General features: G+C 71.0%; 26 protein-coding genes and 1 pseudogene. 8 read left to right on the top strand and 19 right to left on the bottom strand.

Annotation, left to right across the window (positions count from 1 at the left end; translation table 11 throughout):
* Positions 1 to 129: 129 nt before the first annotated feature.
* From NAG42_RS37065 to ruvC, 7 genes are all read right to left on the bottom strand, one after another.
* Positions 130 to 693 carry an adenine phosphoribosyltransferase gene (locus NAG42_RS37065; protein ID WP_438872496.1) on the bottom strand — a complete coding sequence of 188 codons (564 nt, stop codon included), beginning with the start codon at positions 691 to 693 and terminating at the stop codon, positions 130 to 132.
* A 68-nt stretch (positions 694 to 761) separates the two neighbouring features.
* Positions 762 to 1,964, bottom strand: coding sequence for a protein translocase subunit SecF (gene secF, locus NAG42_RS37060; protein WP_250036959.1), 1,203 nt, complete (start codon positions 1,962 to 1,964; stop codon positions 762 to 764).
* 1 nt (position 1,965) lies between these two features.
* Positions 1,966 to 3,837, bottom strand: a complete 1,872-nt coding sequence (gene secD, locus NAG42_RS37055; RefSeq protein ID WP_250037215.1) for a protein translocase subunit SecD — start codon at positions 3,835 to 3,837, stop codon at positions 1,966 to 1,968.
* A 189-nt stretch (positions 3,838 to 4,026) separates the two neighbouring features.
* Positions 4,027 to 4,416, bottom strand: a complete 390-nt coding sequence (yajC, locus tag NAG42_RS37050; RefSeq protein WP_250036957.1) for a preprotein translocase subunit YajC — start codon at positions 4,414 to 4,416, stop codon at positions 4,027 to 4,029.
* Positions 4,417 to 4,559: 143 nt separating this feature from the next.
* Positions 4,560 to 5,594 carry a Holliday junction branch migration DNA helicase RuvB gene (ruvB, locus tag NAG42_RS37045; RefSeq protein ID WP_250036955.1) on the bottom strand — a complete coding sequence of 345 codons (1,035 nt, stop codon included), beginning with the start codon at positions 5,592 to 5,594 and terminating at the stop codon, positions 4,560 to 4,562.
* Complete coding sequence (ruvA, locus tag NAG42_RS37040; protein WP_250036953.1) at positions 5,591 to 6,193, bottom strand: Holliday junction branch migration protein RuvA; 603 nt, start codon at positions 6,191 to 6,193, stop codon at positions 5,591 to 5,593. The genes ruvB and ruvA overlap by 4 nt, the downstream gene beginning before the upstream one ends.
* Positions 6,190 to 6,732, bottom strand: a complete 543-nt coding sequence (ruvC, locus tag NAG42_RS37035; RefSeq protein ID WP_250037214.1) for a crossover junction endodeoxyribonuclease RuvC — start codon at positions 6,730 to 6,732, stop codon at positions 6,190 to 6,192. Before ruvC ends, ruvA begins: the two co-directional genes overlap by 4 nt.
* Positions 6,733 to 6,836: 104 nt before the next feature.
* On the opposite strand from ruvC, the gene NAG42_RS37030 reads away from it, so the two are divergent.
* On the top strand, positions 6,837 to 7,376 hold the full coding sequence (locus NAG42_RS37030; protein ID WP_250036950.1) for a hypothetical protein: 540 nt from the start codon (positions 6,837 to 6,839) through the stop codon (positions 7,374 to 7,376).
* Between the two features lie 29 nt (positions 7,377 to 7,405).
* On the opposite strand, the gene NAG42_RS37025 is transcribed toward NAG42_RS37030, so the two are convergent.
* The 4 genes from NAG42_RS37025 to pdxT all read right to left on the bottom strand — a co-directional run bounded on the left by NAG42_RS37025 (position 7,406) and on the right by pdxT (position 9,986).
* Positions 7,406 to 7,957, bottom strand: coding sequence for a Uma2 family endonuclease (locus NAG42_RS37025; RefSeq protein WP_250036948.1), 552 nt, complete (start codon positions 7,955 to 7,957; stop codon positions 7,406 to 7,408).
* A 66-nt stretch (positions 7,958 to 8,023) separates the two neighbouring features.
* Positions 8,024 to 8,575, bottom strand: a complete 552-nt coding sequence (locus NAG42_RS37020) for a Uma2 family endonuclease (RefSeq protein ID WP_250036946.1) — start codon at positions 8,573 to 8,575, stop codon at positions 8,024 to 8,026.
* Positions 8,576 to 8,618: 43 nt separating this feature from the next.
* Complete coding sequence (locus NAG42_RS37015) at positions 8,619 to 9,371, bottom strand: YebC/PmpR family DNA-binding transcriptional regulator (RefSeq protein WP_250036944.1); 753 nt, start codon at positions 9,369 to 9,371, stop codon at positions 8,619 to 8,621.
* 18 nt (positions 9,372 to 9,389) lie between these two features.
* Positions 9,390 to 9,986: a pyridoxal 5'-phosphate synthase glutaminase subunit PdxT gene (pdxT, locus tag NAG42_RS37010; RefSeq protein WP_250036942.1), complete on the bottom strand. Its 597-nt coding sequence runs from the start codon at positions 9,984 to 9,986 to the stop codon at positions 9,390 to 9,392.
* A gap of 22 nt (positions 9,987 to 10,008) precedes the next feature.
* Here pdxT and NAG42_RS37005 point away from each other — a divergent pair, with 22 nt between their 5' ends.
* Entirely contained in the window at positions 10,009 to 10,425 is a 417-nt protein-coding gene (locus NAG42_RS37005; protein WP_250036940.1) for a helix-turn-helix transcriptional regulator, read from the top strand.
* Positions 10,422 to 10,832 carry a VOC family protein gene (locus NAG42_RS37000; RefSeq protein WP_250036938.1) on the top strand — a complete coding sequence of 137 codons (411 nt, stop codon included), beginning with the start codon at positions 10,422 to 10,424 and terminating at the stop codon, positions 10,830 to 10,832. The genes NAG42_RS37005 and NAG42_RS37000 overlap by 4 nt, the downstream gene beginning before the upstream one ends.
* A 279-nt stretch (positions 10,833 to 11,111) precedes the next feature.
* Here the strand turns inward: NAG42_RS37000 and NAG42_RS36990 are convergent.
* A pseudogene (locus tag NAG42_RS36990) lies at positions 11,112 to 11,629 on the bottom strand (transposase); the annotation flags it as partial.
* 195 nt (positions 11,630 to 11,824) lie between these two features.
* Between NAG42_RS36990 and pdxS the strand changes: the two are divergent.
* The gene (pdxS, locus tag NAG42_RS36985) at positions 11,825 to 12,721 is read left to right on the top strand and encodes a pyridoxal 5'-phosphate synthase lyase subunit PdxS (RefSeq protein ID WP_250036936.1); all 897 of its coding nucleotides are present in this window, start codon (positions 11,825 to 11,827) and stop codon (positions 12,719 to 12,721) included.
* A 14-nt stretch (positions 12,722 to 12,735) separates the two neighbouring features.
* Here the strand turns inward: pdxS and NAG42_RS36980 are convergent, their stop codons facing one another.
* The 4 genes from NAG42_RS36980 to pgsA are packed head-to-tail and all read right to left on the bottom strand — an operon-like array spanning position 12,736 to position 16,004.
* The gene (locus NAG42_RS36980; RefSeq protein ID WP_250037213.1) at positions 12,736 to 13,293 is read right to left on the bottom strand and encodes a hypothetical protein; all 558 of its coding nucleotides are present in this window, start codon (positions 13,291 to 13,293) and stop codon (positions 12,736 to 12,738) included.
* A 25-nt stretch (positions 13,294 to 13,318) separates the two neighbouring features.
* Positions 13,319 to 14,473, bottom strand: coding sequence for a glycosyltransferase family 4 protein (locus NAG42_RS36975; RefSeq protein ID WP_250036935.1), 1,155 nt, complete (start codon positions 14,471 to 14,473; stop codon positions 13,319 to 13,321).
* Between the two features lie 8 nt (positions 14,474 to 14,481).
* The gene (locus tag NAG42_RS36970; protein ID WP_250036933.1) at positions 14,482 to 15,345 is read right to left on the bottom strand and encodes a phosphatidylinositol mannoside acyltransferase; all 864 of its coding nucleotides are present in this window, start codon (positions 15,343 to 15,345) and stop codon (positions 14,482 to 14,484) included.
* Positions 15,342 to 16,004, bottom strand: a complete 663-nt coding sequence (pgsA, locus tag NAG42_RS36965; RefSeq protein ID WP_250036931.1) for a phosphatidylinositol phosphate synthase — start codon at positions 16,002 to 16,004, stop codon at positions 15,342 to 15,344. Before pgsA ends, NAG42_RS36970 begins: the two co-directional genes overlap by 4 nt.
* A gap of 202 nt (positions 16,005 to 16,206) precedes the next feature.
* On the opposite strand from pgsA, the gene NAG42_RS36960 reads away from it, so the two are divergent.
* Positions 16,207 to 18,366, top strand: coding sequence for an elongation factor G-like protein EF-G2 (locus NAG42_RS36960; RefSeq protein ID WP_250036929.1), 2,160 nt, complete (start codon positions 16,207 to 16,209; stop codon positions 18,364 to 18,366).
* A gap of 9 nt (positions 18,367 to 18,375) precedes the next feature.
* Here the strand turns inward: NAG42_RS36960 and NAG42_RS36955 are convergent, their stop codons facing one another.
* A complete protein-coding gene (locus NAG42_RS36955; protein ID WP_250036927.1) occupies positions 18,376 to 19,533 on the bottom strand; it encodes an FAD-dependent monooxygenase in 1,158 nt (385 codons plus the stop codon).
* A gap of 54 nt (positions 19,534 to 19,587) precedes the next feature.
* On the opposite strand from NAG42_RS36955, the gene NAG42_RS36950 reads away from it, so the two are divergent.
* Complete coding sequence (locus tag NAG42_RS36950) at positions 19,588 to 20,154, top strand: TetR/AcrR family transcriptional regulator (protein ID WP_250036925.1); 567 nt, start codon at positions 19,588 to 19,590, stop codon at positions 20,152 to 20,154.
* Here NAG42_RS36950 and NAG42_RS36945 read toward each other — a convergent pair.
* Both NAG42_RS36945 and NAG42_RS36940 read right to left on the bottom strand, forming a co-directional pair.
* Positions 20,140 to 20,661 (bottom strand): HIT family protein, encoded by a 522-nt coding sequence (locus tag NAG42_RS36945; protein WP_250036923.1) that lies wholly within the window; start codon positions 20,659 to 20,661, stop codon positions 20,140 to 20,142. The two genes, NAG42_RS36950 and NAG42_RS36945, sit on opposite strands and share 15 nt — an antisense overlap.
* Positions 20,662 to 20,670: 9 nt before the next feature.
* Complete coding sequence (locus NAG42_RS36940; RefSeq protein ID WP_250036921.1) at positions 20,671 to 21,561, bottom strand: ADP-ribosylglycohydrolase family protein; 891 nt, start codon at positions 21,559 to 21,561, stop codon at positions 20,671 to 20,673.
* Positions 21,562 to 21,657: 96 nt separating this feature from the next.
* Here NAG42_RS36940 and NAG42_RS36935 point away from each other — a divergent pair, with 96 nt between their 5' ends.
* Both NAG42_RS36935 and NAG42_RS36930 read left to right on the top strand, forming a co-directional pair.
* Entirely contained in the window at positions 21,658 to 22,347 is a 690-nt protein-coding gene (locus NAG42_RS36935) for a response regulator transcription factor (protein WP_203382696.1), read from the top strand.
* A gap of 134 nt (positions 22,348 to 22,481) precedes the next feature.
* Positions 22,482 to 23,744 carry a HAMP domain-containing sensor histidine kinase gene (locus NAG42_RS36930; protein WP_438872501.1) on the top strand — a complete coding sequence of 421 codons (1,263 nt, stop codon included), beginning with the start codon at positions 22,482 to 22,484 and terminating at the stop codon, positions 23,742 to 23,744.
* The last annotated feature ends 39 nt before the right edge of the window (positions 23,745 to 23,783 follow it).

Raw genomic sequence — 23,783 nt, 5'->3', positions numbered from 1 at the left:
CGCCGGCCGCAGAAGTCCGCCAATGCCAGGGTTGGTCACCTGGTCAGGAACGCCATCCTACCCGCACTGTCTTCCCGGATGGCGCGGCCGAACCTCCGAAAGAGCGGGCGCGAGGACGGCAAAGCCCCATCAAACGGTCAGCAGGGCGTGGACCTTCCGGGGATTGAGCCGCTCACGGCCCTTCAGGAAAGCCAGCTCCATCAGCACGGTGAAACCCACAACCGTGCCGCCCGCGCGCTCCACCAGATCGAGGGCGGCACCGGCCGTGCCGCCGGTGGCCAGCACGTCGTCGACCACCAGGACGCGCTGCCCGGCGATGAAAGCGTCCTCGTGCACCTCGAGGGTGGCCTCGCCGTACTCGAGCTCGTAGGAGGCCGCCAGGGCCGGCCGCGGCAGCTTGCCGGCCTTGCGCACCGGCACGACGCCGACCTCCGCCGCATACGCGATGGCGGCGGCCACGACGAAGCCGCGCGCCTCGACCCCGGCCACCACGTCGAACGAGTCGCGCCCGTGGTAGGCCACGATCCCGTCGATCACCTCGCGGAACGCCCGCCCGTCGGCGAACAGCGGCATCAGGTCCTTGAAGACGACGCCCGGCTTGGGGAAGTCGGGCACGTCGACGGTGCCGCCGGCGACCACGGCGGCCAGGTCGGGCCCGCTGTCTCCGGTGGCGCGAAGCTTCTCTTCGGTCACGGGCGCCAGCCTACCGTGTGTGGGGGCGGCCGGATCACCGGCCGCCCCCACTCCACTGCTCATGACGTCTAGCGACGCTTGGTGCCTCCGCTGGGGCGGTTGCCGGCACCGCCGGGCCGCTGGGTGCGGTTGGTGTTGCGCTTGGCCGTCGGACGGCTGCCCGGCCGCGGGGCGGCCGACGCCAGAGCCGGCGCCGCCTCGTCGGTGACCGTGGCGTTGGCGTCCCGGCCGGTCCGCTCGCCGCGCGGGGCGACGTCGCCCGAGCGGGCCCCCGCCCGCCGGGCGAGGACGCGGGCGGTGTGCGCCTTGATCCGGGGCTCGCGGTCCTTGAGCACCGTGAGCACCGGGGCCGCGAACAGGATCGAGGCGATGACGCCGAAGCCCATGCCCACGAAGAGCACCAGGCCCAGGTCCTTGAGCGTGCCCGCGCCGAGCAGGCCGGCCCCGATGAAGAGCAGACCGCCGACCGGCAGCAACGCCACCAGACCGGTGTTGAGCGAGCGCATCAGGGTCTGGTTGACCGCGAGGTTGGCCGCCTCGTTGTAGGTGCGCAGGCTGCTGGCCGTGATGCCGCGGGTGTTCTCCTGGATCTTGTCGAACACCACCACCACGTCATAGAGCGCATACCCCAGAATCGTCAGGAAGCCGATCACCGTGGACGGCGTGACCTCGAAGCCGACCAGCGAATAGACCCCGGCCGTGACGATCAGGTCGAGCAGCAGCGAGCTGAGTGCCGCGACCGCCATGCGCCACTCGAACCGGACGACCAGATAGACCATCACCAGCACCAGGAAGATGACCAGGCCGAGCAGCGCCTGTCTCGTCACCTGGCCACCCCAGGCGGCCGACACCTGGTCGTCACTGACCTGCTCGGCCGGGACACCCAGGTCCTCGACCAGGTTGGTCTTGGCCTGCTCGGCCTGCTGGGCGGTCATGGCCGAGGCGCGCACGGTGTAGGTCGGCGACCCACCCGCGGTGCCGACCCGCTGCGCGGCGCCGACCTCGTTGCCCGGGTCGACGGCCTGGATGGCCCGCTCGACCGCGTCGGACACCTCGGACTGCGTCAGCTCGGTGTCGCCCACCTTGGCCGGGACGCTGAACGACGTGCCACCGGCGAACTCGATGCCCAGGTGGAACTGCTTGATCGAGATGCTGGCGATCGAGATCGCGACGAGCAGGGCGGCCAGCAGGAACCACAGCTTGCGCCGGCCGATGATGTTGACGTTCGCCTCACCGGCGTAGAGCCGGTAGGCGAGACCTTGGCGGGCCATCTCAGGCCTCCTTGGGGTCGGTGGTGGCGTTGCGCAGGACGCGGCCCAGGCCACTGACCCGCGGCGACAGGAACGCCTTGGTGCGCGCGAACATCGTCATGATCGGGTGCCGGAAGAGGAACACCACGACCAGGTCGAGGACGGTGGACAGGCCGAGCGCGAACGCGAAGCCCTGGACCGCGCCGACCGAGACGATGTAGAGAACGACGGCGGCGAGAATGGTGATCGTGTTCGCCGAGATGATCGTCCGGCGTGCGCGCGCCCATGCTCTGGGCACCGCACTTCGCGGACTTCGGCCCTCGTGGATCTCGTCTTTGAGTCGTTCGAAGTAGATGACGAACGAGTCGGCCGCGACACCCAGTGACACGATGAATCCGGCGATGCCGGCCAGGGTCAGGGTGAAGCCCACCGTGCGGCCGAGGAAGACCAGCGCACCGAAGGTCAGCAGACCCGACAGGATCAGGCTCAGGAAGATGACCGAGCCGAGCAGGCGGTAGTAGAAGAACGCGTAGATCGCCACCAGGCCCATGCCGATCGCGGCGGCCAGCAGACCGGCCTGGAGCTGCTGGATGCCCAGCGTGGCGGAGACGGTCTGGGCCGGGCCCGAGGTGAAGGTGACCGGCAGCGCGCCGAAGTTGAGCTGGTCGGCCAGCTGACGGGCCGAGGCCGAGGTGAACTGGCCGGTGATCTGCGAGGTGCCGGTCAGCACGCCCTGGATCTGCGGGGCCGAGATGACGTTCTTGTCGAGCACCACCGCGACGGCGCAGTGGTCGACCTGGCCGTAGAGCGCCTGCGCGGCGACGAAGCAGGGCGCACTCGAGGTGGCCTCGAACGCCTGCCGGGTCAGCGCGGCCCACTTGTTGGCACCGGCGCTGGTGAAGTCGAGCGAGACGACCCACTGGCCGGTCTGCTGGTCGAGCTGCGGGCTCGCCTTGGAGATGTCCTCACCGACGACCGGCGCCTTGTCGAGCAGCACCTTGCCGCCCTGGTAACAGGCCACGGCCTCGGAGTCGATCTTGTCGATCGCGCCGTTCGGCCGGTCGTTGAGCTGCTGGCAGCCGATCGTCGGCACGTTGAACTGCATCTGCGGGGTCAGCGCGTTGACCTCTTCGCCGGTGAGCTTGCCGAAGTTGGCGAACGGCAGCCCGGCCTTGGTGTCGGTGCTGAGGTCGACCGGCGCGGTCAGCTTGCCGGCCGCGGCCCACGCGGCGGCGCCGACCTTTTTCTGCACGGCCGCCCGCTGCTGCTGCGTGTCGGCGCTGACCGGCGCACTCGCGCTCGCGCTGGGCGACGGCGCCGGCGCACTCGGCGTGGCGCTGGGCGTCGGGGCCTTCACGACCTCGCCGCCACCCTGACCGCCGGTCGAGGGGGCGTTCTGCACCGCGGGCGCACCGGCGCTCGGGTTGGCGCCGGGGTTGGCGCCCGCGCTCGGGTTGGCCGACGGCGCCGCGCTGGGCGCGGCCGACGGCGGGTTCAGCGCGACCGAGGCCACGTCACCGGTCGCGCCGATCACCATGCGGAAACGCATCTGAGCGGCCTGCGACAGGTCCTTGAGCTGGTCGTCGGCCTTGCCGGCGAGCGAGACCACGATGTTGCGGTCGCCCTGGATGACAACCTCGGCCTCGGAGACACCGAGCGCGTTGACCCGCTCCTCGATGATGCCGCGGGCCTGCTCCATGCTCTGCTTCGAGGGCACCTGGTTGCCCTCGACCGAGGCGATGTAGGTCGCCTGGGTGCCACCGACCAGGTCGAGGCCGAGCTTGGGGTGCAGGCGGTCGGTGAAGCTGCCGCTCGCCCCGCCCGCGAAGAAGACGAGGAGGTACAGGACGACGAAGATCGCGCCGAGCACGGCTAGTTGCCGTCCGGGATGCATCTGTCCCTGTGGTGGTCGTGCCACGGCTGTCGATCTCCCTGTGTTTACGGCATCTGAGTGTGGTTAAAGCGGTCGTAGTATCTAACGTCCGCTTCGCGCGATCGGCTGCGGCCACGCGCGGGCCCGACGAACCGGCCCGGCAGCTTGTCGCCGCACGGGCCGGCCCGAAGGGGTCTTACGTCTGCGACGTCAGTCCTTTTTACGCGTATCGGTGACCGGGTTGACGATCGGCTCGTCGACCAGCGGCTCCGGCTCCGGCTCGACGATCTCCTCGGAGGCCGGAGCGGCGGCGGTGCTGGTGACGACCCGGGCGATGGCCGGCCGCGCGAAGTCGACGTGCACCCCGTCGGCGATCTCGATGGTGACGACGTCGTCGGCGATGGCGACGACGGTGCCGTGCAGGCCGCCGATGGTGACGATGCGGTCACCGGGGCCGAGCGTGTTCTGCATCTGCTGAGCCTCGCGACGACGCTTCTGCTGCGGCCGGATCATCAGGAAATACATCACGGCGAAGAGCAGAACGATGAGGAGCAGCGGCGTGAAGCTGCCGCCCCCGGATGCCTCGGCTGCCAGGTCCACGAATAAGCCTTCCGTTGGCCGGCGGTCACGCGGAACACGTGCCGTCGGCGATAAACACATCCCGGTTGAACGGCGGCGAGTCTAATCGGTCAACCTGGGAAGTCCGAATGCGGCACACATCACGTTCGCATTACGAGGGGATTTCATGCATCCCGTGCGAACAAATCCCCTTGGACCGTGCCCGAGGGCGGCGTCTTTCCCAGATGCAGCCAGCCCGCCTCGGTCGCGACCCGGCCCCGCGGGGTACGGGCGAGCAACCCGGCCCGGACGAGAAAGGGCTCACACACCTCCTCGACGGTGTCCGACTGCTCCCCCACGGCGACTGCCAGCGTGGACAGACCGACCGGGCCGCCCCGGAACGACTCGATCAACGCCCGCAGGACGGCCCGGTCGAGCCGGTCGAGGCCGAGAGCGTCCACGTCGTACACCTTGAGGGCCTCACGAGCCGTGGCCTCGGTCACGACGCCGTCGGCCCGCACCTCGGCGTAGTCCCGCACCCGGCGCAGCAGCCGGTTGGCGATCCGGGGTGTCCCCCGCGACCGCCCCGCGATCTCGGCCGCCCCCTCGTCGGTGATCGGCACGCCGAGAATGCGCGCCGACCGGTGCAGCAGCGAGTCGAGGTCGGCCGGCGAATAGAAGTCGAGGTGCGCGACGAAGCCGAACCGATCCCGCATCGGGCCGGACAGCAAGCCCGCGCGGGTGGTCGCCCCGACCAGCGTGAACGGCTCGACGTCGAGCGGGATGGCGGTGGCCCCGGGCCCCTTGCCCACCACGACGTCGACCCGGAAGTCCTCCATCGCGCTGTAGAGCAGCTCCTCGGCCGGCTTGGCGATGCGGTGGATCTCGTCGATGAACAGCACGTCCCCCGGCGCGAGCCCGGTGAGGATCGCCGCCAGGTCGCCCGACCGCTCGATGACCGGCCCGCTGGTGGTCCGGATCCCCGTCCCCAGTTCGGCCGCCACGATGTTGGCCAGCGTCGTCTTACCGAGCCCGGGCGGCCCCGAGAGCAGGATGTGGTCGGGTGGGGTGCCCCGGCCCATGGCTCCCTTGAGCAGCAGCTCCAGCTGGTCGCGCACGCGGTGCTGGGCGATGAACTCGGCCAGGCGGCGGGGGCGGACACTGGCCTCGGCGTCGAGCTCGTCGTCGCCGGCGTCGGTGGAGACCAGGTCGTCGGTCATCGGGCCTTGCCCAGCAGGCGGATGGCCTGGCGCAGCAGCACGGGGACCGGGGGCACCTCGCCGTCGATGCTCTCGGCGACCGCGACGACCGCCTGGTCGGCCTGGGCGGCGGACCAGCCCAGCGCGAGCACACCCTGGCGCACCTGCTCCTGCCAGGCCCCGTTGAGCAGACCGGCCGGGCCGCCGTCGGCCGTGGGCATCGGGCCGATCCGGTCGCGCAGCTCGAGGACCAGGCGCTCGGCGCCCTTCTTGCCGATGCCGGGCACCCGGGTCAGCGTGGCCAGGTCACCGCCGGCGATGGCCCGGCGCACCGTGTCCGGCTGGTGCACGGCCAGCACGGCCTGGGCCAGCCGCGGGCCGACCCCGCTGGCCGTCTGGAGCAACTCGAACAGGTGCTTCTCGTCGTCGTCGGCGAAGCCGTAGAGGGTCAGCGAGTCCTCCCGGACGACCATGCTGGTGGCCAGGCGCGCCTCGACGCCGGCCTTGAGACCGGCCAGGGTGCCGGGGGCGCACTGCACCTGCAGGCCGACGCCGCCGACCTCGATGACGGCGCTGTCCGGGGCGATCGCCGCCACCACTCCGCGCACGCTGGCGATCATCGGCGGGCTCCCCCTTTGTGGGCGCGGGCGGCAGCGGCCAGGGCCGCGGCCTGGATCCGGGCGCGGGTACCGCCGCGCCAGATGTGGCAGATGGCGAGGGCGAGGGCGTCGGCCGCGTCGGCCGGCCGGGGCGGCTCGGCCAGCTGGAGCAGGCGGGTGACCATCGCCGTGACCTGTGCCTTGTCGGCCGTGCCGGAGCCGGTGACGGCCGCCTTGACCTCGCTCGGCGTGTAGGTCTGCACGGGTAGCCCGGCCCGCGCGCCGGACAGCACGGCGACCGCGCTGGCCTGGGCGGTGCCCATCACCGTCCGTACGTTGTGCTGGGAGAACACCCGCTCGACGGCCACGCTCTCGGGCTTGTGCTCGGCCACCAGCTCGGCCAGGGCACGGTCGAGTTCCAGCAGGCGGTGCGCGATGTCCTGGTCGGGCTCGGTGCGCACGACGTGGTAGGCGATCATCTTGCCCGGCCGCCCCGGCACGCCCTCGACGACACCGACCCCGCACCGGGTGAGACCCGGGTCGATGCCGAGCACGCGCACCACGGACCTCCCCTGCCTCACGTACGTGTGTTCGACACCCTAATACGCGCCCCACTTGCGCCCGGCAGCGACACGCCTCGACGATGGAGCAGGGGGTGTGACCCATGTATCTCGTTCCGCCCATGGACGATGAGCCGCCACCGGCGTATGTCGCCTTCGTCGCGGCCCACCTCGACGCGCTGCGCCGGGAGACGAGCCGGCTGGTCGGCGCCGACCCGGAGGCCGAGCACATCTATCTGGACGTGCTGGCCGACGTCGCGTCGCACTGGCGGCGCCTGGACTGGCAGCGGCGCCTGCTCGGCCGCCCCGACGCCGCACGCGACTATCTGCGGCGCCGCCTCGAGGTGCGGACGAAGGACTGGCGCGACGACCAGATCTACGAGGTCGACGTCCGGGTGCTGCCCCGGCCGTCGTACGCCCCCGCGCTCTACCGCCGGGGCGGCAGCATCGCCCTGCTCAAGGCGGCCGTCCTGCCCGACACGCACCGCCCGGGCCGGATGCGGGCCGTCGCCGACGCCGGCATCGCGTGGTGCCAGGCCTACCGGCGCCACCAGTGGCACGCCGTCGGCCGCCGGATAGCCTTCGGCATCCTCCTCATAGCAACCTTGATCCAGACGATGTCCTCGATCTCGGTCGACTACTGAAAAGCGCCGCAGGCATCGATGAGCGACATTCAGTTGGCCGCGGCATCGGAATACTCGGATTCGAGTTCGGACAGCAGGACGTTGCGTTCGCGGCCATAGACGGGCTCGCCGCCGGCCAGCAGGAGGCGGTGGACGAGGACGAAGGCGTCGTCCTCGGCGTGGTCGGGCGTCCGGTCGACGATCCAGTACTCGGGGATGCCGTGCGCCGCATACCAGGCCGCCTTGTCGGTGTACTCACCGTTGGCCGCCCCCTCCGAGACGATCTCGACGACCAGGCTGAAGGACGAGGCGGGCAGGTTGGAGAAGGTGGCGAGATCGGCCGGCAGACGGGTCACCACCCCGAGGTCGGGCACGCGGTTGTCGCGGGGGCGGTCGCCCCGGAGGCCGGGATCGATGGAGACGTTGTGGCCGGCGGCGTGCAGCAGGGTCAGGACCCGCCGGCACATGATCTTGTGCCAGTAGGTGGCCGGCGCCGTGACGACCAGGTTGCCCTCCCGCAGCTCATAGCGATAGGGCTTGGGCAGCGACGCGAGATCCTCGACGTCCAGGTCCTCGATGGGCGGAAGAAAGAAGCCGGCCATGGGCGGGTCGCACCTCCACGCCGAGATGACTCGATCCCGCCACCTTACTGGTCACACGACCAGTCGTCAGGATTCAGCCGCGGAGCCGAACTCCGCCTCCAGCTCTGAAAGGAGCAGGCTGCGCTCCCACACGTAGTCACGCTTGCCCTCTGACAAGACGAGTCGGTGGATACGCACCAGGGCGTCGTCGTCGGAGCGATCGGGAGTCTGGTCGGCGATCCAGTACTCCGGGATGCCACGCTGGGCATACCACGACAATTTGTCGGTGTATTCACCGTTCAGCGAGTTCTCGGAGACGACCTCGACGACCAAGCGGTAGGCCGAGCCCGGGAGGTTCGAATAGGACGCCAGGTTGGACAGGGCGACTTCGACGACGCCGACGTCCGGAAGGCGGTTGTCGCGCGGGCGGTCGCCGAGAACTCCTGGGTCCTGGAAGGCGCGCAGTCCGGCCGCCCGAAACATGATCATGAGACGCGCCGACACCTCCTTATGCCAGAACGTCGACGGCGTCATGATGACGAGGTTTCCCTCGTGCAATTCATAGCGGTAACCCTCGGGCAGGGTGAGGAGGTCTTCGACATCGAGGTCCTCGATCGGCGGAAGATTGAGGCCGGTCATAACGGCAAGCACCCCCTCACCCTACTGGTCTCACGACCAGATGTCACGCGTCAATAGCTGCAAGGATATCGTCGCTGATGTCGGCGTTGGAGTAGACCTCTTGGACGTCGTCGCAGTCGTCGAGGGCGTCGACCAGCTTGAGCACCTTGCGGGCGCCCTCCTCGTCGACCTCGACGTTCATCGTCGGCAGCAGCGACGAGTCGGCCGAGTCGTACTCGATGCCGGCCTCCTGCAGGGCCGTGCGCACCGCGATCAGGTCGGTCGGCTCGCTGACCACCTCGAACGCCTCGCCCAGATCGTTGATCTCCTCGGCGCCCGCGTCGAGCACGGCCAGCATCAGGTCGTCCTCGCTGAGGCCGCCCTTCGGGACGATCACGACGCCCTTGCGGTTGAACAGGTAGGACACCGAGCCGGCGTCGGCGAACGTGCCGCCGTTGCGGGTGAGCGCCGTGCGCACCTCGGTGGCCGCTCGGTTGCGGTTGTCGGTGAGGCACTCGATGAGCAGCGCGACCCCGTTGGGGCCATACCCCTCGTACATGATCGTCTGCCAGTCGGCGCCGCCGGCCTCGAGGCCGGAGCCCCGCTTGACCGCGTTGTCGATGTTGTTGTTGGGGACCGAGCTCTTCTTGGCCTTCTGAATCGCGTCGAAGAGCGTCGGGTTGCCCGCCGGATCCCCGCCGCCGGTGCGGGCCGCGACCTCGATGTTCTTGATCAGCTTGGCGAACATCTTGCCGCGCTTGGCGTCGATGACGGCCTTCTTGTGCTTGGTCGTCGCCCACTTGGAGTGGCCGGACATGCGAAAACCTCCGTGGTCTCAGGCGGCCTGGCGGACCATCTCGACGAAGTACCGGTGAACACGGAGGTCGCCGGTGAGTTCCGGGTGGAAAGCCGTGGCGAGCAGGTTGCCCTGCCGAACGGCGACAATCCTACCGGCGGCCGGACCATCCTTGACGCGGCCCAACACCCGCACGTCGCCGCCGACCTCCTCGACCCAGGGCGCGCGGATGAAAACCGCGTGAAAATCGTCGCCGGCGATGTCGTCGATCGCCACGTCGCCCTCGAAGGAATCGACCTGCCGGCCGAACGCGTTGCGCCGCACGGTCATCTCGATGCCCTGGAAGGACTCCTGGTCGGGTCGTCCGTCGAGCACCCGGGTGGCCAGCAGGATCATGCCCGCGCAGGACCCGTAGACCGGCATGCCGTCGGCGATCCGCTTGCGGATCGGGTCGAGCAGCCCGAACGACACCGCCAGTTTGCTGATGGTGGTCGACTCGCCGCCGGGGATGACCAGGGCCTCGACGTCGGCGAGCTCCTCCGGCCGGCGGATCGGCCGGGCCAGGACGTCGCTCTCGGCCAGCGCGGCGAGATGTTCGCGCACGTCGCCCTGCAGGGCCAGCACTCCGATGTTCACGGTGCCAGCTTAGGCTCGGTTCGTGTTCGCTTTGCGCAGGGTGCGCGACCACATCGACCGCAACAGCGCGGCGCCGCTGCGGCTGAGCGACCTGGCCGCGCTCGGCGGCATGTCGCGGTTCCATCTGGTACGAGCATTCCGCGCGACCTACGGCGAGACCCCCATGAGGTACCTGTCCCGCCGGCGCATCGCCCAGGCGCAGGACCTTCTCCGGTACGCGAACCTGACCGTCACCGAAGTCTGCATGGCGGTCGGCTTCACGTCGCTGGGCTCGTTCTCGTCGCGCTTCTCGGAGCTCGTCGGCGAGAGCCCGACCGCCTATCAACGCCGCTGGGCCACGTCGTCCCCGCACATCCCGGGATGCTGGCTCTTCATGCACGGAGTGATCGCAATTTCGGAGAAGCCCGCCGGGGACCGGCCCCCTACGGTCGAGGCATGATTCTCAACGTTTCGCTGATGACGGTGTACTGCCTCGACCAGGAGGCCACCCGCGACTTCTATGTCAAGCACCTCGGCTTCGAGCCGCGCGTGGACGCCCAGATGGGCCCGCTGCGCTGGGTGACGCTGGCCCACCCCAACCAGCCCGAGCTGGAGCTGACCCTGATGACGCCGGGCCCGCCGCTGGCGCCGGAGGCCGCGTCGTTCATCCGGGGCCAGCTGGAGGCGGGCCAGATGGGCGGTTTCGGCCTGCGCGTCGACGACTGCCGCCGCACCTACGCCGAGCTCTCCGCGGCCGGCGTCGAGTTCCTGCAGGAGCCGTCCGACCGCCCCTACGGCGTCGAGGCCGTCATGCGCGACAACACCGGCAACTGGCTCGTCCTCGTCGAAAAGCAGAACCAGCCCTAGTTGTGCGCAGTCCAGGAACCCTTCCAGCGAGCCCGGAGGCCTTCGTCCCACGCTGACGCCGCAGGCCCGATTACTGCTGGCGCCTGATCGTGGAGCAAGGCTGGTAACCGGCACGAGCAGCTGAGCGCTACGACGTGTCCTGGCGGACCGCCTGTCGCTGGGCGAACCGCTACAGCGACTTGAGCGCTGACGGCATGCCGAGCGCTCGTCACACCCGCACCTGTCACGTCCGCTGGCGTGGTGTAGGTGTCGGCCATCGCTGATCCGTGTGGGTTGATGCTATGCGGCGATCTCGGCTGGATCGGTGTCTTGGCTGGTGATCACGGGGGTGAGACGGGCTTTGCGAAGCAGATCCAGGCCCATGTAGCGGCGTCCTTCGACCCGTTCATCGGTCTGCTCGCCAGCACGGCGCCGACGAGGCAGATGATCGCGGCCCGGTTCGGGAAGATCCCGACGACGTCGGTGCGCCGCCGGATTTCTTTAATCAGGCGTTCTTGCGGGTTGCTCGACCAGATCTGGCGCCGGGGCTCGCGCGGGAACGCGGTGAACGCGAGCAGATCGTCTCGGGCGTCGTCGAGGTGTCGGCGGCGTCACCGAACTTGTCGCGATGGTATCGCGAACTGGGCTTTCGCCTCGTCGGTGTCGGGCTGGTCGAAGACGGTGCGGACCAGGGCGGCGACCCACGGCTGCGCCGATTTGGGGACATTGGCCAGGAGGTTGCTCAGGTAGTGGGTGCGGCAGCGCTGCCAGCACGCGCCGGGCAGGGCCGCGCCGATCGCCGAGACCAGGCCGCGGTGGCGTGGACGTTGATGTGCGGCCAAGTTGTCCACATGCCGTCCGGGGGCGGCGGCGTTGTCCACAGGTGCCGGTGGGGCGGATGAGCCGTTTCACCGGCGGACCAGGCCACCGAGGGGGCGATTGGCCATCGGACGGGGCTGGGAACGTGCCTACCCTGCACGTATCGAGACCACTGTCTGAGGAGCCGATTCACGATGTCTGAGAACCAGCCCGCCGTCGGGACGGCCCGGGTCAAGCGCGGCATGGCGGAGATGCTCAAGGGCGGCGTGATCATGGACGTCGTCACGCCGGAGCAGGCGAAGATCGCCGAGGATGCGGGCGCCGTGGCCGTCATGGCCCTGGAGCGGGTGCCGGCCGACATCCGGGCCCAGGGTGGCGTGTCGCGCATGTCCGACCCCGACATGATCGACGGCATCATCAACGCCGTCTCGATCCCGGTCATGGCCAAGGCCCGCATCGGCCACTTCGTCGAGGCCCAGGTGCTGCAGTCGCTCGGCGTCGACTACATCGACGAGTCCGAGGTGCTGACGCCGGCCGACTACGCGCATCACATCGACAAGTGGAACTTCACGGTGCCCTTCGTCTGCGGGGCCACCAACCTGGGTGAGGCGCTGCGCCGGCTCACCGAGGGCGCGGCCATGATCCGGTCGAAGGGTGAGGCCGGCACGGGTGACGTCTCCAACGCCACCACCCACATGCGCAGGATCCGGGCCGAGATCCGGCGGCTGCAGACCCTGCCCGAGGACGAGCTGTTCGTCGCGGCCAAGGAGTTGCAGGCCCCCTACGAGCTGGTCAAGGAGGTCGCCGAGCTGGGCAAGCTGCCGGTCACGCTGTTCACCGCGGGCGGCATCGCCACCCCGGCCGACGCCGCGATGATGATGCAGCTGGGGGCCGAGGGCGTCTTCGTCGGCTCGGGCATCTTCAAGTCCGGGAACCCGGCCGAGCGTGCCGCCGCCATCGTCAAGGCCACCACCTTCCACGACGACCCCGACGTGATCGCCAAGGTGTCCCGCGGCCTGGGTGAGGCCATGGTCGGCATCAACGTCGAAGAGGTGCCCGAGCCGCACCGCCTGGCCGAGCGCGGCTGGTAGGCGAGCACCGACGGTCAGACCGGCTCCAGTGGCACTGCCGGGACGGCGGGCGCTGGAGCCGGGGCCGGGGCGGGAGCCGGGGCCGGGATGGCCGCCGGCATCGGTGGCTCCTCGATGTCGAAATACTGCGGGAGCGGGTATTGCCGCGCCATGCGCAGCGCCCGCACCAGCGGGCGCCGGCGAGCGGTCAGGGCGTCGCGCACCAGGTCGGTGTGCACCTGCCGGGCCAGCACGACCCGGCGGCTGGTGGCGACGAGCGTACGCATCGCCGGGTCCACCCCGGCCGGCGTGACCGCCTGCAGCTGGCGGGTCAGATCGTTCTCGGCCGACTCGCGCTCGTCGGCCTCCGCGTCGAGCGCGAGCCGCGCGGCCGCGTAGAGCTCGACGATGTCGGACTGCTCGGCCACCACCGCGGCCGCCGCGGCCCGGCGCATCAGGTGCGCGTCGAGAGCCCGCTCGGCCGACTGGGCCCGCACGTGCACCCGCTCGACCCGGTGGGCCGTCCAGCCCAGGTAGGCCGCGAGCAGCACGACCGCCGCGGCGACACCCAGGACCCAGTACATGGCCGGAATCGTAGTGCCCCGCCGCCGCCCCACGTCATGAGCTGTGACGTGGTTCGGCCCACTCCTCGTCCATGACCCGCCCGTCGGTGGCCTCGATCGCGGTCGCGTAGACCTCCAGGACGCGCTGGGCGACGCTCGGCCAGTCGAAGACGGCCACCGCCGACCGCGCCGCCTCGGACAGCGCCGAGCGGCGCGCGGGATCGGACAGCAACGCGTCGAGCAGCACACATAGCGCCTGGGAGTCCCCGGTCGGGAACAGCGCACCGGCCCGGCCGCCGTCCAGGACGCGCCGGAACGCGTCGAGGTCGCTGGCCGCGATGGCCGTGCCCGCCGCCATCGCCTCGGTGAGGATCATGCCGAAGCTCTCGCCCCCCGTGTTCGGTGCCACATAGACGTCGACACTCCGCAGCATGCGAGCTTTGTCAGCTTCTGAGACCAAGCCGAGGAATGTCACCCGGTCGCGCAGATCGGCGGGAAAGTCCGGATAAAGGTCGTCGGAGTCACCTGGTCCCGCCACCAGCAGTCGCAACCCCGGTCGCTGACGCGCCAGCGGTACGAAGGCCTCGCGCAACAGCACGAAGCCCTTGCGGGGTTCGGTGAACCGCCCGAGGAACCCCAGGGTCCCCCCGTCCCCCGGCCAGCCCTCCAGCGGCCGGGCGGACGAGAACTTGGCCACGGCGACCCCGTTGGGGATCTCCACCGCTCCCCCGCCCAGGTGCTCGACCTGCACCTTGCGGGCCAGCTCGCTCACCGCGATCCGCGCGGTGATCTTTTCGACCACCAGCTGCAGCATCCCCTGAGCAGCCGACAGAGCCCGTGAGCGGGTCATGGCCGTATGGAACGTGGCCACCACCGGCCCCCGGGCCGACAGCACCGCGAGCAGCGACAGGCTGAGCGTCATCGGCTCGTGCACGTGCAGCACGTCGAACTGCCCCGCCTTGAGCCACCGCCGCACCCGGGCCGTCGACACCGGCCCGAACGCGATCCGGGCCACCGACCCGTTGTAGGGCAGCGGCACGGCCCGGCCGGCCGAGACCACGTACGGCGGGAGCTGAGCATCCTCGTCGGCCGGGGCCAGCACGCTGACCTCGTGACCGAGGCCGATCAGGGCCTCGGAGAGGTCCATGATGTGGTTCTGCACGCCACCGGGCACGTCGAACGAGTAGGGCGACACGATCCCGATCCGCATGGCACCTCCTAGAGCCACAATTTCTGCAGCATGTGCCAGTCCTGCGGATGCTCCGCGATGCCGACCGCGAAGGCGTCGGCCAGCAGCTGGGTGGTCGCCTTGACCCGGACGTCGAGCGCGCCCTCGGTGACCGGCGTGATCCGCCGCAGCACGGCCCGGGTCTGCGTCGGCGTGAAGAACAGGTCGACCGCGAACAGCGGCGCGCCGGTGCGGATGGCCAGGATCGCGGGCCCGGCCGGCATCCGGGTGCGCCCGCCGAAGAAGCTGACCTCGACGCCGTTGCGGGACAGGTCCCGGTCGCCGAGCAGGGCCACGGCGTACCCCTGCTGCAGTTTCTCGGCCAGCACGTCGAGCGGCGGACGCTGCCCGCCGGTCAGCGGGAGCACCTCCATGCCGAGCTTCTCGCGGTACTCGACGAACTGCCGGAAGACGGCCTCGGGCTTGAGCCGCTCGGCCACCGTGATCATGCGCCAGTCGTGGGAGACCAGCCAGGCGGCGGCCGCGTCCCAGTTGGCCAGGTGGGGCAGCGCGAGCACGACGCCCTTGCCGTCGGTGATCGCCGTCTTGAGCTGGTCGTAGTCGTCGGAGGACATGCCGAAGCCGGTGAGGAACTGCTCGCGGGTCTGCGAGGGCAGCCGGAACGCCTCGAGCCAATAGCGCGCGTACGAGCGGAGCGCGTCCCGGACCAGCAGATCGGGCATGTCGGGCACCACCTGCTGCAGGTTGCGGCGCAGCCGCTGGGTGCCCGGACCGTTCTGGGCGTACGCCCGGTCGGCCGCGACCATGAAGAGCCGCCGCGCCACCGGCAGCGGCAGTGCCCGCACCACCCGCCACCCGGCCGCGTAGCCGAGCTCGATCAGCCGGTCCTTCACGCAGACGTGCCCTTCGGGTCGATCGGCACCGACTCGCCGGGGGCCGGCGCCGGAGCAGGCTCGGTGCGGGCCGCATGGATCAGACGCTGGAACACGGTGATGAGCGACAGCGCGGCCAGCACCCAGAGCGCGGCCGGCAGGCCCCACTCGAGCCCGGCGCCGCCCAGGATGCCGCCGACGCCCACGATGAGCAGCCGCTCGAGCCGCTCGGCGATGCCCACGTCGGCGTTCAGCCCCAGGCTCTGGGCCCGGGCCTTGACATAGGAGACGACCTGGCCGGCCGACAGGCTGATCAGGGCGGCGACCATGCCACCGTACGGGTTGCCCTGACCCGCCAGGTAATAGGCGACCGCGCCGAAGACGGCCGCGTCGGCCAGCCGGTCCATCGACGAGTCGAGCAGGGCACCGAACTTGCTCGACCCGCCGCGCATGCGCGCCATCGTGCCGTCGAGCGCGTCGGTCAGCGCGAAGGAGGTGACGATCACGGTGCCCCAGATGAGGTGGCCCATCGCACCGAAGTAGGAGCCGATCAGCACACCGACAGTGCCGGCGACGGTGACGGCGTTGGGAGTGACCCCGATACGCAGCAGGAAGCGCGCGGTCGGGTTGAGGCCGTAAGCGACAACGGCGCGCGCGGAAACTTGGACGATCTTTGCCATGGCCGTCCTACCTTATCGGCGCTGACCAGGTCGGCGCGCCCCGGCAAGGCCGGAACGTTTGGCGACTACATAGGGTTGCGGGGCGGACAGCGCCGGGTGTGGGATTTCCCCTAACAGCGGCGTAACAGTCGGGAAACGACAGAGCGACCCGCTCCATCGGATCCAGCCGCAAAACACCCAGGACGATGGCAGGAGATCCGCCATGGCGCAGAAGACCCAGGAGAAGGGGCTCAACGGCGCTACGGCGCCGGTGGTGACCGAGCCCGGCAGAGTACGCAACGTGGTGCTGGTGGGCCACTCCGGTTCGGGCAAGACAACCCTGGTCGAGGCGCTGCTGGCGGCCACCGGGACGATCTCGCGGGCCGGGTCGGTGACCGAGGGCACCACGGTCTCGGACCACGACCCGGCGGCGGTGCGGCAGCAGCGCTCGGTCGCGCTGGCCTGTGCCCCGCTCGTGCACCAGGAGGTGAAGATCAACCTGCTCGACACCCCGGGCTACGCCGATTTCGTCGGGGAGCTGCGCGCCGGCCTGCGGGCCGCGGACGCCGCGCTCTTCGTCGTCTCGGCGGTCGACGGGGTCGACGACGCCACGGTCGCGCTGTGGGAGGAGTGTGCCGCGGTCGGCATGCCCCGCGCCGTCGCGATCACCCGGCTCGATCACCCGCGGGCCGACTACGAGCAGACCCTGGCCGACTGCCAGGACGCCTTCGGCGAGAACGTCATGCCGATCTATCAGCCCATGCTGGGCGACGACGGTCACTCCGTGGCCGGCCTGATCGGCCTGATCACGTTGCGGGTGCTGGACTACTCCGAGGGTTACCCGCCGCGCGCCGGCGAGGCCGAGCCCGAGCACCTGAACCCGATCGCCGACGACCGCAACGCGCTCATCGAGGGCATCATCGCCGAGAGCGAGGACGAGTCGCTGATGGACCGCTACCTCGGCGGTGAGCTGATCAGCACCGACACCCTGGTGCCGGACCTGGAGAAGGCGGTGGCCCGGGGCAACTTCTATCCGGTGATCCCGGTCTGCGCGGGCACCGGTGTCGGCCTCGACGCGCTGCTCGACGGTCTGGTCGGCGGTGCGCCGTCGCCGCTGGAGCACGACCTGCCGGTGGTCACCGGGGTGGACGGCTCGCCGCGCCCGCCGCTGCACTGCGATCCCGACGGGCCGCTGGTGGCCGAGGTGGTCAAGACCACCATCGACCGGCATGTGGGCCGGGTCTCCCTCGTACGCGTCTTCTCGGGCACCCTGCGGCCGGAGCAGACCCTGCACGTCTCGGGTCACGGCCTGGCCGAGCGCGGCCACCCCGACCACGACGCCGACGAGCGGGTGGCACACGTCTACTCCCCGCTCGGCGCCCAGCTGCGCGAGGTCGGGCAGTGCGTCGCGGGCGACATCTGTGCGATCACCAAGTCCGGCACGGCGGAGACCGGCGACACGTTGAGCAGCAAGGATCAGCCGCTGCTGATGGAGCCGTGGGCGATGCCCGAGCCGCTGCTGCCGATCGCCGTGGTGGCCAAGACCCGCTCCGACGAGGACGCGCTGGCCAAGAACCTGGGCCGCCTGGTCGCCGGCGACCCGACCCTGCGGCTGGAGCGCAACGCCGACACCCACCAGCTGGTGCTGTGGACGATGGGTGAGTCGCACGCCGACGTGGTGCTCGACCGGCTGCGCGCGGGCGGGGTCGAGCTCGACACCGAGCCGGTGAAGGTGCCGCTGCGCGAGACGTTCGGCGCGGCCGCCAAGGGGCACGGGCGGCACGTGAAGCAGTCCGGCGGCCACGGGCAGTACGCGGTCTGCGACATCCACGTCGAGCCGCTGCCACGCGGGTCCGGTTTCGAGTTCGTCGACAAGGTGGTCGGCGGATCGGTGCCGCACAACTACATCCCCTCGGTCGAGAAGGGGGTGCGGGCCCAGCTCGAGCGCGGGCTGGCCACCGGCTATCCGGTGGTCGACGTGCGGGTGACCCTCTTCGACGGCAAGGCTCACAGTGTCGACTCGTCGGACGCGGCCTTCCAGACCGCCGGCGCGCTGGCGTTGCGTGAGGCCGCCGCGGCCGGGCAGGTGACGCTGCTCGAGCCGATCGACGAGGTCGTGGTGCGGGTGCCGGAGACCTACGTCGGGGCCGTGATGAGCGACCTCTCCGGGCGCCGGGGCCGGCCGCTCGGCACCGAGAACGACGACAGCGGCTCCTTCAGCCTGGTGCGGGCCGAGGTGCCGGCGACCGAGCTGATCCGGTACGCCGTGGAGCTGCGCGCCCTGTCCTCGGGCTCGGGCACCTTCACCCGCACCTACGCCCGCCACGAGCCGATGCCCTCCCACCTGGCCGAGGGAGCCAAGAAGGATTTCGACCGCCGATGACGTCGGCGCTCAGACTGTGATGGCGTTGGCTGCCTCGCGCAGGGGCGCCAGCACCCGCTCGATGACCTGCTCCTTGCGCGGGTGGAACTTGAGCGTGCGCATCCCGTAGTTGCGGAATCCGATCGCGAGCCGGCCGCCGGGCACCATGTCCTTGACCATCCGGCGGCCGAACTCCATGTTCTTGGCCACGTAGGGACGCATCCGCCGCTCGTACGCCGCGAACGCCTCGACGTGTCCGGCGCGCCCCAGCTCCTCGGCCAGCACCCACGCCCCGACCAGGGCCAGGCTGGTGCCCTGGCCCGAGGAGGGCGCCGGGCAGTGTGCCGCGTCGCCGAGCAGCACGACCCGCCCGGACGACCAGCGCGGCATCTCGACCTGGCTGAGCGAGTCGAAGTAGAAGTCGTCGGCCTCCCGCATCGCGTCGAGGAACTGCGCCGTCCGCCACCCGCCACCGGCGAACGCGTCGGCCACCAGCCGCTTGCCGTCCCGCCGATCGTGCCCGGCCCGCGGATCGGCGAAGATCATGCCGACCCGGGCCGGGCCGGCCGGATCCATCGCATAGACGAAGGTCAGCCGCCCGGGTTCGGCATACATGACCTCCTCGCGGTCGATGCCCAGGGTGTTGGCGGTGGTGAAGATCGAGAGGTAGCCGCCCAGGTGGCGCAGGGGCACGTCGCCCAGCACCCGCCGGCGGGTGGCCGAGTGGAGCCCGTCGGCCGCGACGACCAGCCCGAAACGCCCGGTGCGCCCGCTCGCGAAGGTCACGTCGACCCCGTCCGGCCCGTCGTGCAGCTCGGCGATCGAGTCGCCGAAGGCGAAGTCGGCACCGGCCGCGTCGTGCAGGATCCGGCTCAGGTCGCCCCGCATGATCTCGAGGTCGTCCCCGCGCCGCCCCATGATCAGGTCGGCCGGGAGGGCGGCGAACGGCTTGCCGGTCCGGTTGACATAGGTGATCTGGCGCATGCCCGTGTCGGCTGCCCGGGCCTGCTCATAGACCCCCAGCCGGTGCAGCACGGTGGTGGCGGCGCCGCGGACATCGACCTTGTAACCCGCCTCGCGCAGCGAAACCGCCTGCTCGACGACGGTGACGTGGTGGCCCTGACGGGTCAGCAGCCGGGCCAGGGCGGGGCCGGCGACACCGGCGCCGGAAACCAGGATCTCAGTCATGCCGTTACTATACAAACGTCTTATACGTTTGTATAGATCGTAGGGTGAACAACCATGGGGCATCGGGAAGACCTGCTGGCGGGGGCGAAGCGCTCGCTGTACGACAAGGGCTACGCCCGCACGACGGCGCGCGACATCGTGGCTGTGTCCGGGACCAATCTCGGCTCGATCGGCTACCACTACGGCTCGACCGAGGCGCTGATGACCGCGGCCATGCTGGGCGCCATGGAGGACTGGGGCGACGAACTGAGCCGCGCGTTCGCCGAGGAGCCGGCGGGCGACGACCAGGATCCGGTGGTCGCGTTCTGGCGGCGGGTCATCCACTCGATCACGACGCATCGCGAGCTGTGGCTGGCCAGCGTCGAGGTGATGATCCAGAGCGAGCACAACCCGCACCTGCGGGCCCAGCTGGCGGCGGGCGTGCAGGCCGGGCGCCGGGGCATGGCCGCGCTGGTCACCGGCACGCCCGAGGATCAGCTCGACGAGGCGACGGTGCGCACGGTCGGCTCGGCCCAGATGGCGCTGATGTCGGGCGTGGTGACCCAGTGGCTCACCGACCCGGCGACCGCGCCCGGCCCGGAGGACATCGCCGCGGGCGTACGAGCCTTAGGGCGAGCTTGAAGCTCGCCCTTGGGCCGGCCACGCCTCGATCAGTAACCGGCGGGTGTCGTCCAGCAGCTGCGGCAGCACCTTGGTGCGGCTGACCACCGACATGAAATTGGCGTCGCCGCCCCACCGGGGCACCACGTGCTGATGCAGGTGGGCGGCGATGCCCGCCCCCGCCACGGCGCCCTGGTTCATCCCCAGGTTGAAGCCGTGCGGACTGCTCACCGAGCGGATCACCCGCATCGCCGTCCGCGTGAAGGCGGCGACCTCGGCCGTCTCGTCCTCGGTCAGGTCGGTGTAGTCGGCGACGTGCCGATAGGGGCAGACCATCACGTGGCCCGGATTGTACGGATAGAGGTTGAGCACCGCGAATACCAGCTCACCGCGCGCGACCACCAGATCGTCGGTCTCGGGGGCCCGGCAGAACGGGCAACCCGCCGGCTTGTCGGCGCCCGTGACGTAATCGAGCCGGTGCGGCGTCCAGAGCCGCTCCAAACCGTCGGGCTCAGCCTCGTCGCTCACCCCCGGAGCTTATTCGCCGGTGGCGGTGGGGAGCCAGGCGGGCAGCGGCTCGCGGGCCGCGAGCCAGCCGGGCGGGATGCCGCCGGCCCCGGTGTACGCGGCCACGACGCCCCCGGCGATGGCACAGGTGGTGTCGACGTCCCCGCCGGCCCGGACACACGCCGCGATCGCCGCCGGATAGTCGTCGAGGAACCGGTCGGCCACCCAGACGGCGAACGGCACCGTGTCCCGGGCCCTCGCCCGCGCGCCGGTGCCCAGCTCGGCCGCCGCCGCCAGCGGGTCGGTCAATCGCATCGCCGCCCGCAGCCCGTCCCGGACGGGCCCGTCGGGGGTGTGCGCGGCCACCGCGCGCAGCAGCGCCGGCCGTTGCCCGTCGAGCCGGCCGGCGGTCGCCACGGCCGCGGCGACCGCCACCGCCACTCCCCCGGCCACGCCCTCCGGGTGGGCATGGGTGACCTCGGCCGCGCGGGCACCCTGCACGGCCGCGTGGGCCAGCGAGTCGGCGTGCCAGGCGCCGAGCGGGGCGGCCCGCATGGCGGCGCCGTTGCCGGCCGAGCCCTGCCCGTCGAAGGCGGCCGCGGCCGCGATCGGCCACGGCAGGCCGTCCCGGATCTCCCGGAGCATCAGCACGGCGCCCGCGCCGTAGCCCCGGCCGGGGTCGTGGTGGCGGCCCAGCAGCTCGGCGAACGCGTCCCGGTCGAAGTCACCCTCCGCGAGCACGGCGACCAGACAGCAGGCTTCCTCGGTGTCGTCGGTCCACGGCCACGGCGGGGGCGGCGGATCCGCGACGTCGACCGGAAGCACGAAATGCTGAGCGCCCAGCGCGTCTCCGACGCTCAGGCCGGCCAGGCTCTCGAGCGCCAGCGCCAGGCGTGTATCGGGAAAAAGAGTGAACGACATCGGCGCAACGGACGATATCCCATCACGTACGGTGATCGAAGGGTGTCCCTGCATCACCGGTTAGGCCCTGCTGGCCAGGCGCAGTACCTTCTTCGCATGGCCACGGTGTTGCTCGTCGAGGACGATCACGTCGTGCGCGGTGCCATGCTTCGCTCGCTCGCCGACCGGGGGCATGCCGTGCACGCCGTCGGCACGGCGCTGGACGCGCTCCGGCGCGTCGCCGCCGAGACGCCCGACCTGGTCGTGCTCGACCTCGGGCTGCCCGACCTCGACGGGTCGGACGCCCTGCGCATGCTCCGCGGCATCACCGACGTGCCGATCATCATCGCCACCGCGCGCGACGACGAGCAGACCGTCGTCCGGCTGTTACGGGCCGGCGCCGACGACTACATGGTCAAGCCGTTCACCGGCGCCCATCTCGACGCGCGCATCGCCACCGTGCTGCGCCGCGTCGGCCGGGCCAGCCGCACCGCTCAGCCCGCCGTGCACGAGGTCGGCGAGCTGCGGGTCGACGTCGGTGAGCGCAGTGCCACCCTGGCGGATCAGGCGCTCGCGCTGACCCGCAAGGAGTTCGACCTGCTGGCCTACCTGGCAGCCCGCCCGGGCCGGGTGGTTTCCCGACGTGAGCTGTTGGAGGAGGTATGGCGACAGCCATCGGTCGGCGAGGACCAGACGATCGACGTACATCTGTACTGGCTACGCCGGAAACTGGGCGAGTCCGCGGCGAAACCTCGCTACCTGCGCACCGTGCGGGGAGTCGGATTCCGGTTGGTGGCGCCGGACTGAGAGGCCGCCTGGCCTACATCACCGCCGCCACCACCACCGTCGCCGCTCTCGCGTTCCTCGTCCCGCTCGGCTTCGAGCTGCGCCACGACCACCGCGAGCAGGTCCTCGCGGCCGCCGAGCGGCAGAGCTCGCGGATCGTCGGCGCGCTGTCGGCCGGGGCCGGCCCCAAGGGCCTGGCCGCGGCCCTGGCCGGGGTGAGCGACCGGGTCAGGGTCTACGCGCCCGGTCAGACCGCGGGCGGCCGCGCGCCGGGTGACGAGGTGCGGCACGCCGCGACCAGCGGCTCGACGGTCACCGAGGACGTCGACGGCGGCCTGGTCCGGCTCGAGCCGATCACCGTCGCCGGCCGGACGTCGGTGGTCGAGGTCTTCGTTCCCGACGGCGACCTCGACGGCGGCGAGGGCGACTGGTGGCTCCTGCTGGGCATCGCGCTCGTGCTGGTCGCGGCCAGTGTCATCGTGGTCGACCGGCTGGCCCGGGGCGCGGTCGACTCGGCCCGCGGCCTGGTGCAGGCGGCGATGGCCGTCGGCGGCGGCGACCTCGGCGTCCGCATCCAGCCCTCGGGCCCGCGCGAGCTGGCCGAGGCCGGGTATGCGTTCAACCGCATGGCCGACCGCCTGGTCACCTCGCGCACCAACGAGCGCGAGATGGTGGCCGATCTCTCGCACCGGCTGCGCACACCGCTGACCGCGCTGCGCCTGGACGCCGAGGCGCTCGACCCGGACGACACCCAGATCATCAGCCTGAGCCCCGACGAGATCGACCGCCGGCGCGGCATCCGGCGCATCCGGCAGGCCATCGTCACGCTCGAGGGCGAGGTCAACCAGCTCATCAACACCACCCGCAAGGCGGTCGCGGCCCAGGTCGCGGCCGCGCCCGAGACCGGTGTGTGCGACGTCAGCGAGGTCGTGCGCGAGCGCATGACGTTCTGGTCGGCCCTGGCCGGCGACCAGAACCGCAGCCACCGGGTGGTCGGCGCGCAGATGCGCATCCCGGTGCCGGTCGCCCGGGCGGAATTGGCGGCCGCGCTGGACGCGATTCTGGGTAATGTGTTCCGCTACACCCCCCAGGGAACGGCCTTCGAAGTGGGCATCTCACGGCGCGACGGATGGATCGCTGTGCGTGTCGACGACGCCGGTCCCGGCATTCCCGATCCGGAGAAGGCAATGCAGCGTGGCCAGAGCAACCAGGGTTCGACCGGTCTCGGGCTCGACATCGCTCGTCGCGCGGCGCAGTCCGCGGGCGGCTCGGTGAGCCTCGACCGCGCGGCCATGGGCGGAGCCAGCGTCGTGATGCTGTTCGCCGACCCCGAGGCGACGCCGAAACAGGCCAGCCGGTTCGGTCTCGTCGGGCGCCTGGCCCGGGAGCGGGCGGGCCGCCCGGCCCGATCCGAGTGAATCGGCCCGAGCTCTTGCTTAGATCTGTATTAAAGGCGT

This window comes from Paractinoplanes maris (genome assembly GCF_023544465.1).
Classification (GTDB): Bacteria; Actinomycetota; Actinomycetes; order Mycobacteriales; family Micromonosporaceae; genus Actinoplanes; species Actinoplanes maris.
The sequence above is the reverse complement of the archived record's forward strand: the minus strand, read 5'-3'. Positions and strand labels throughout refer to the sequence as shown.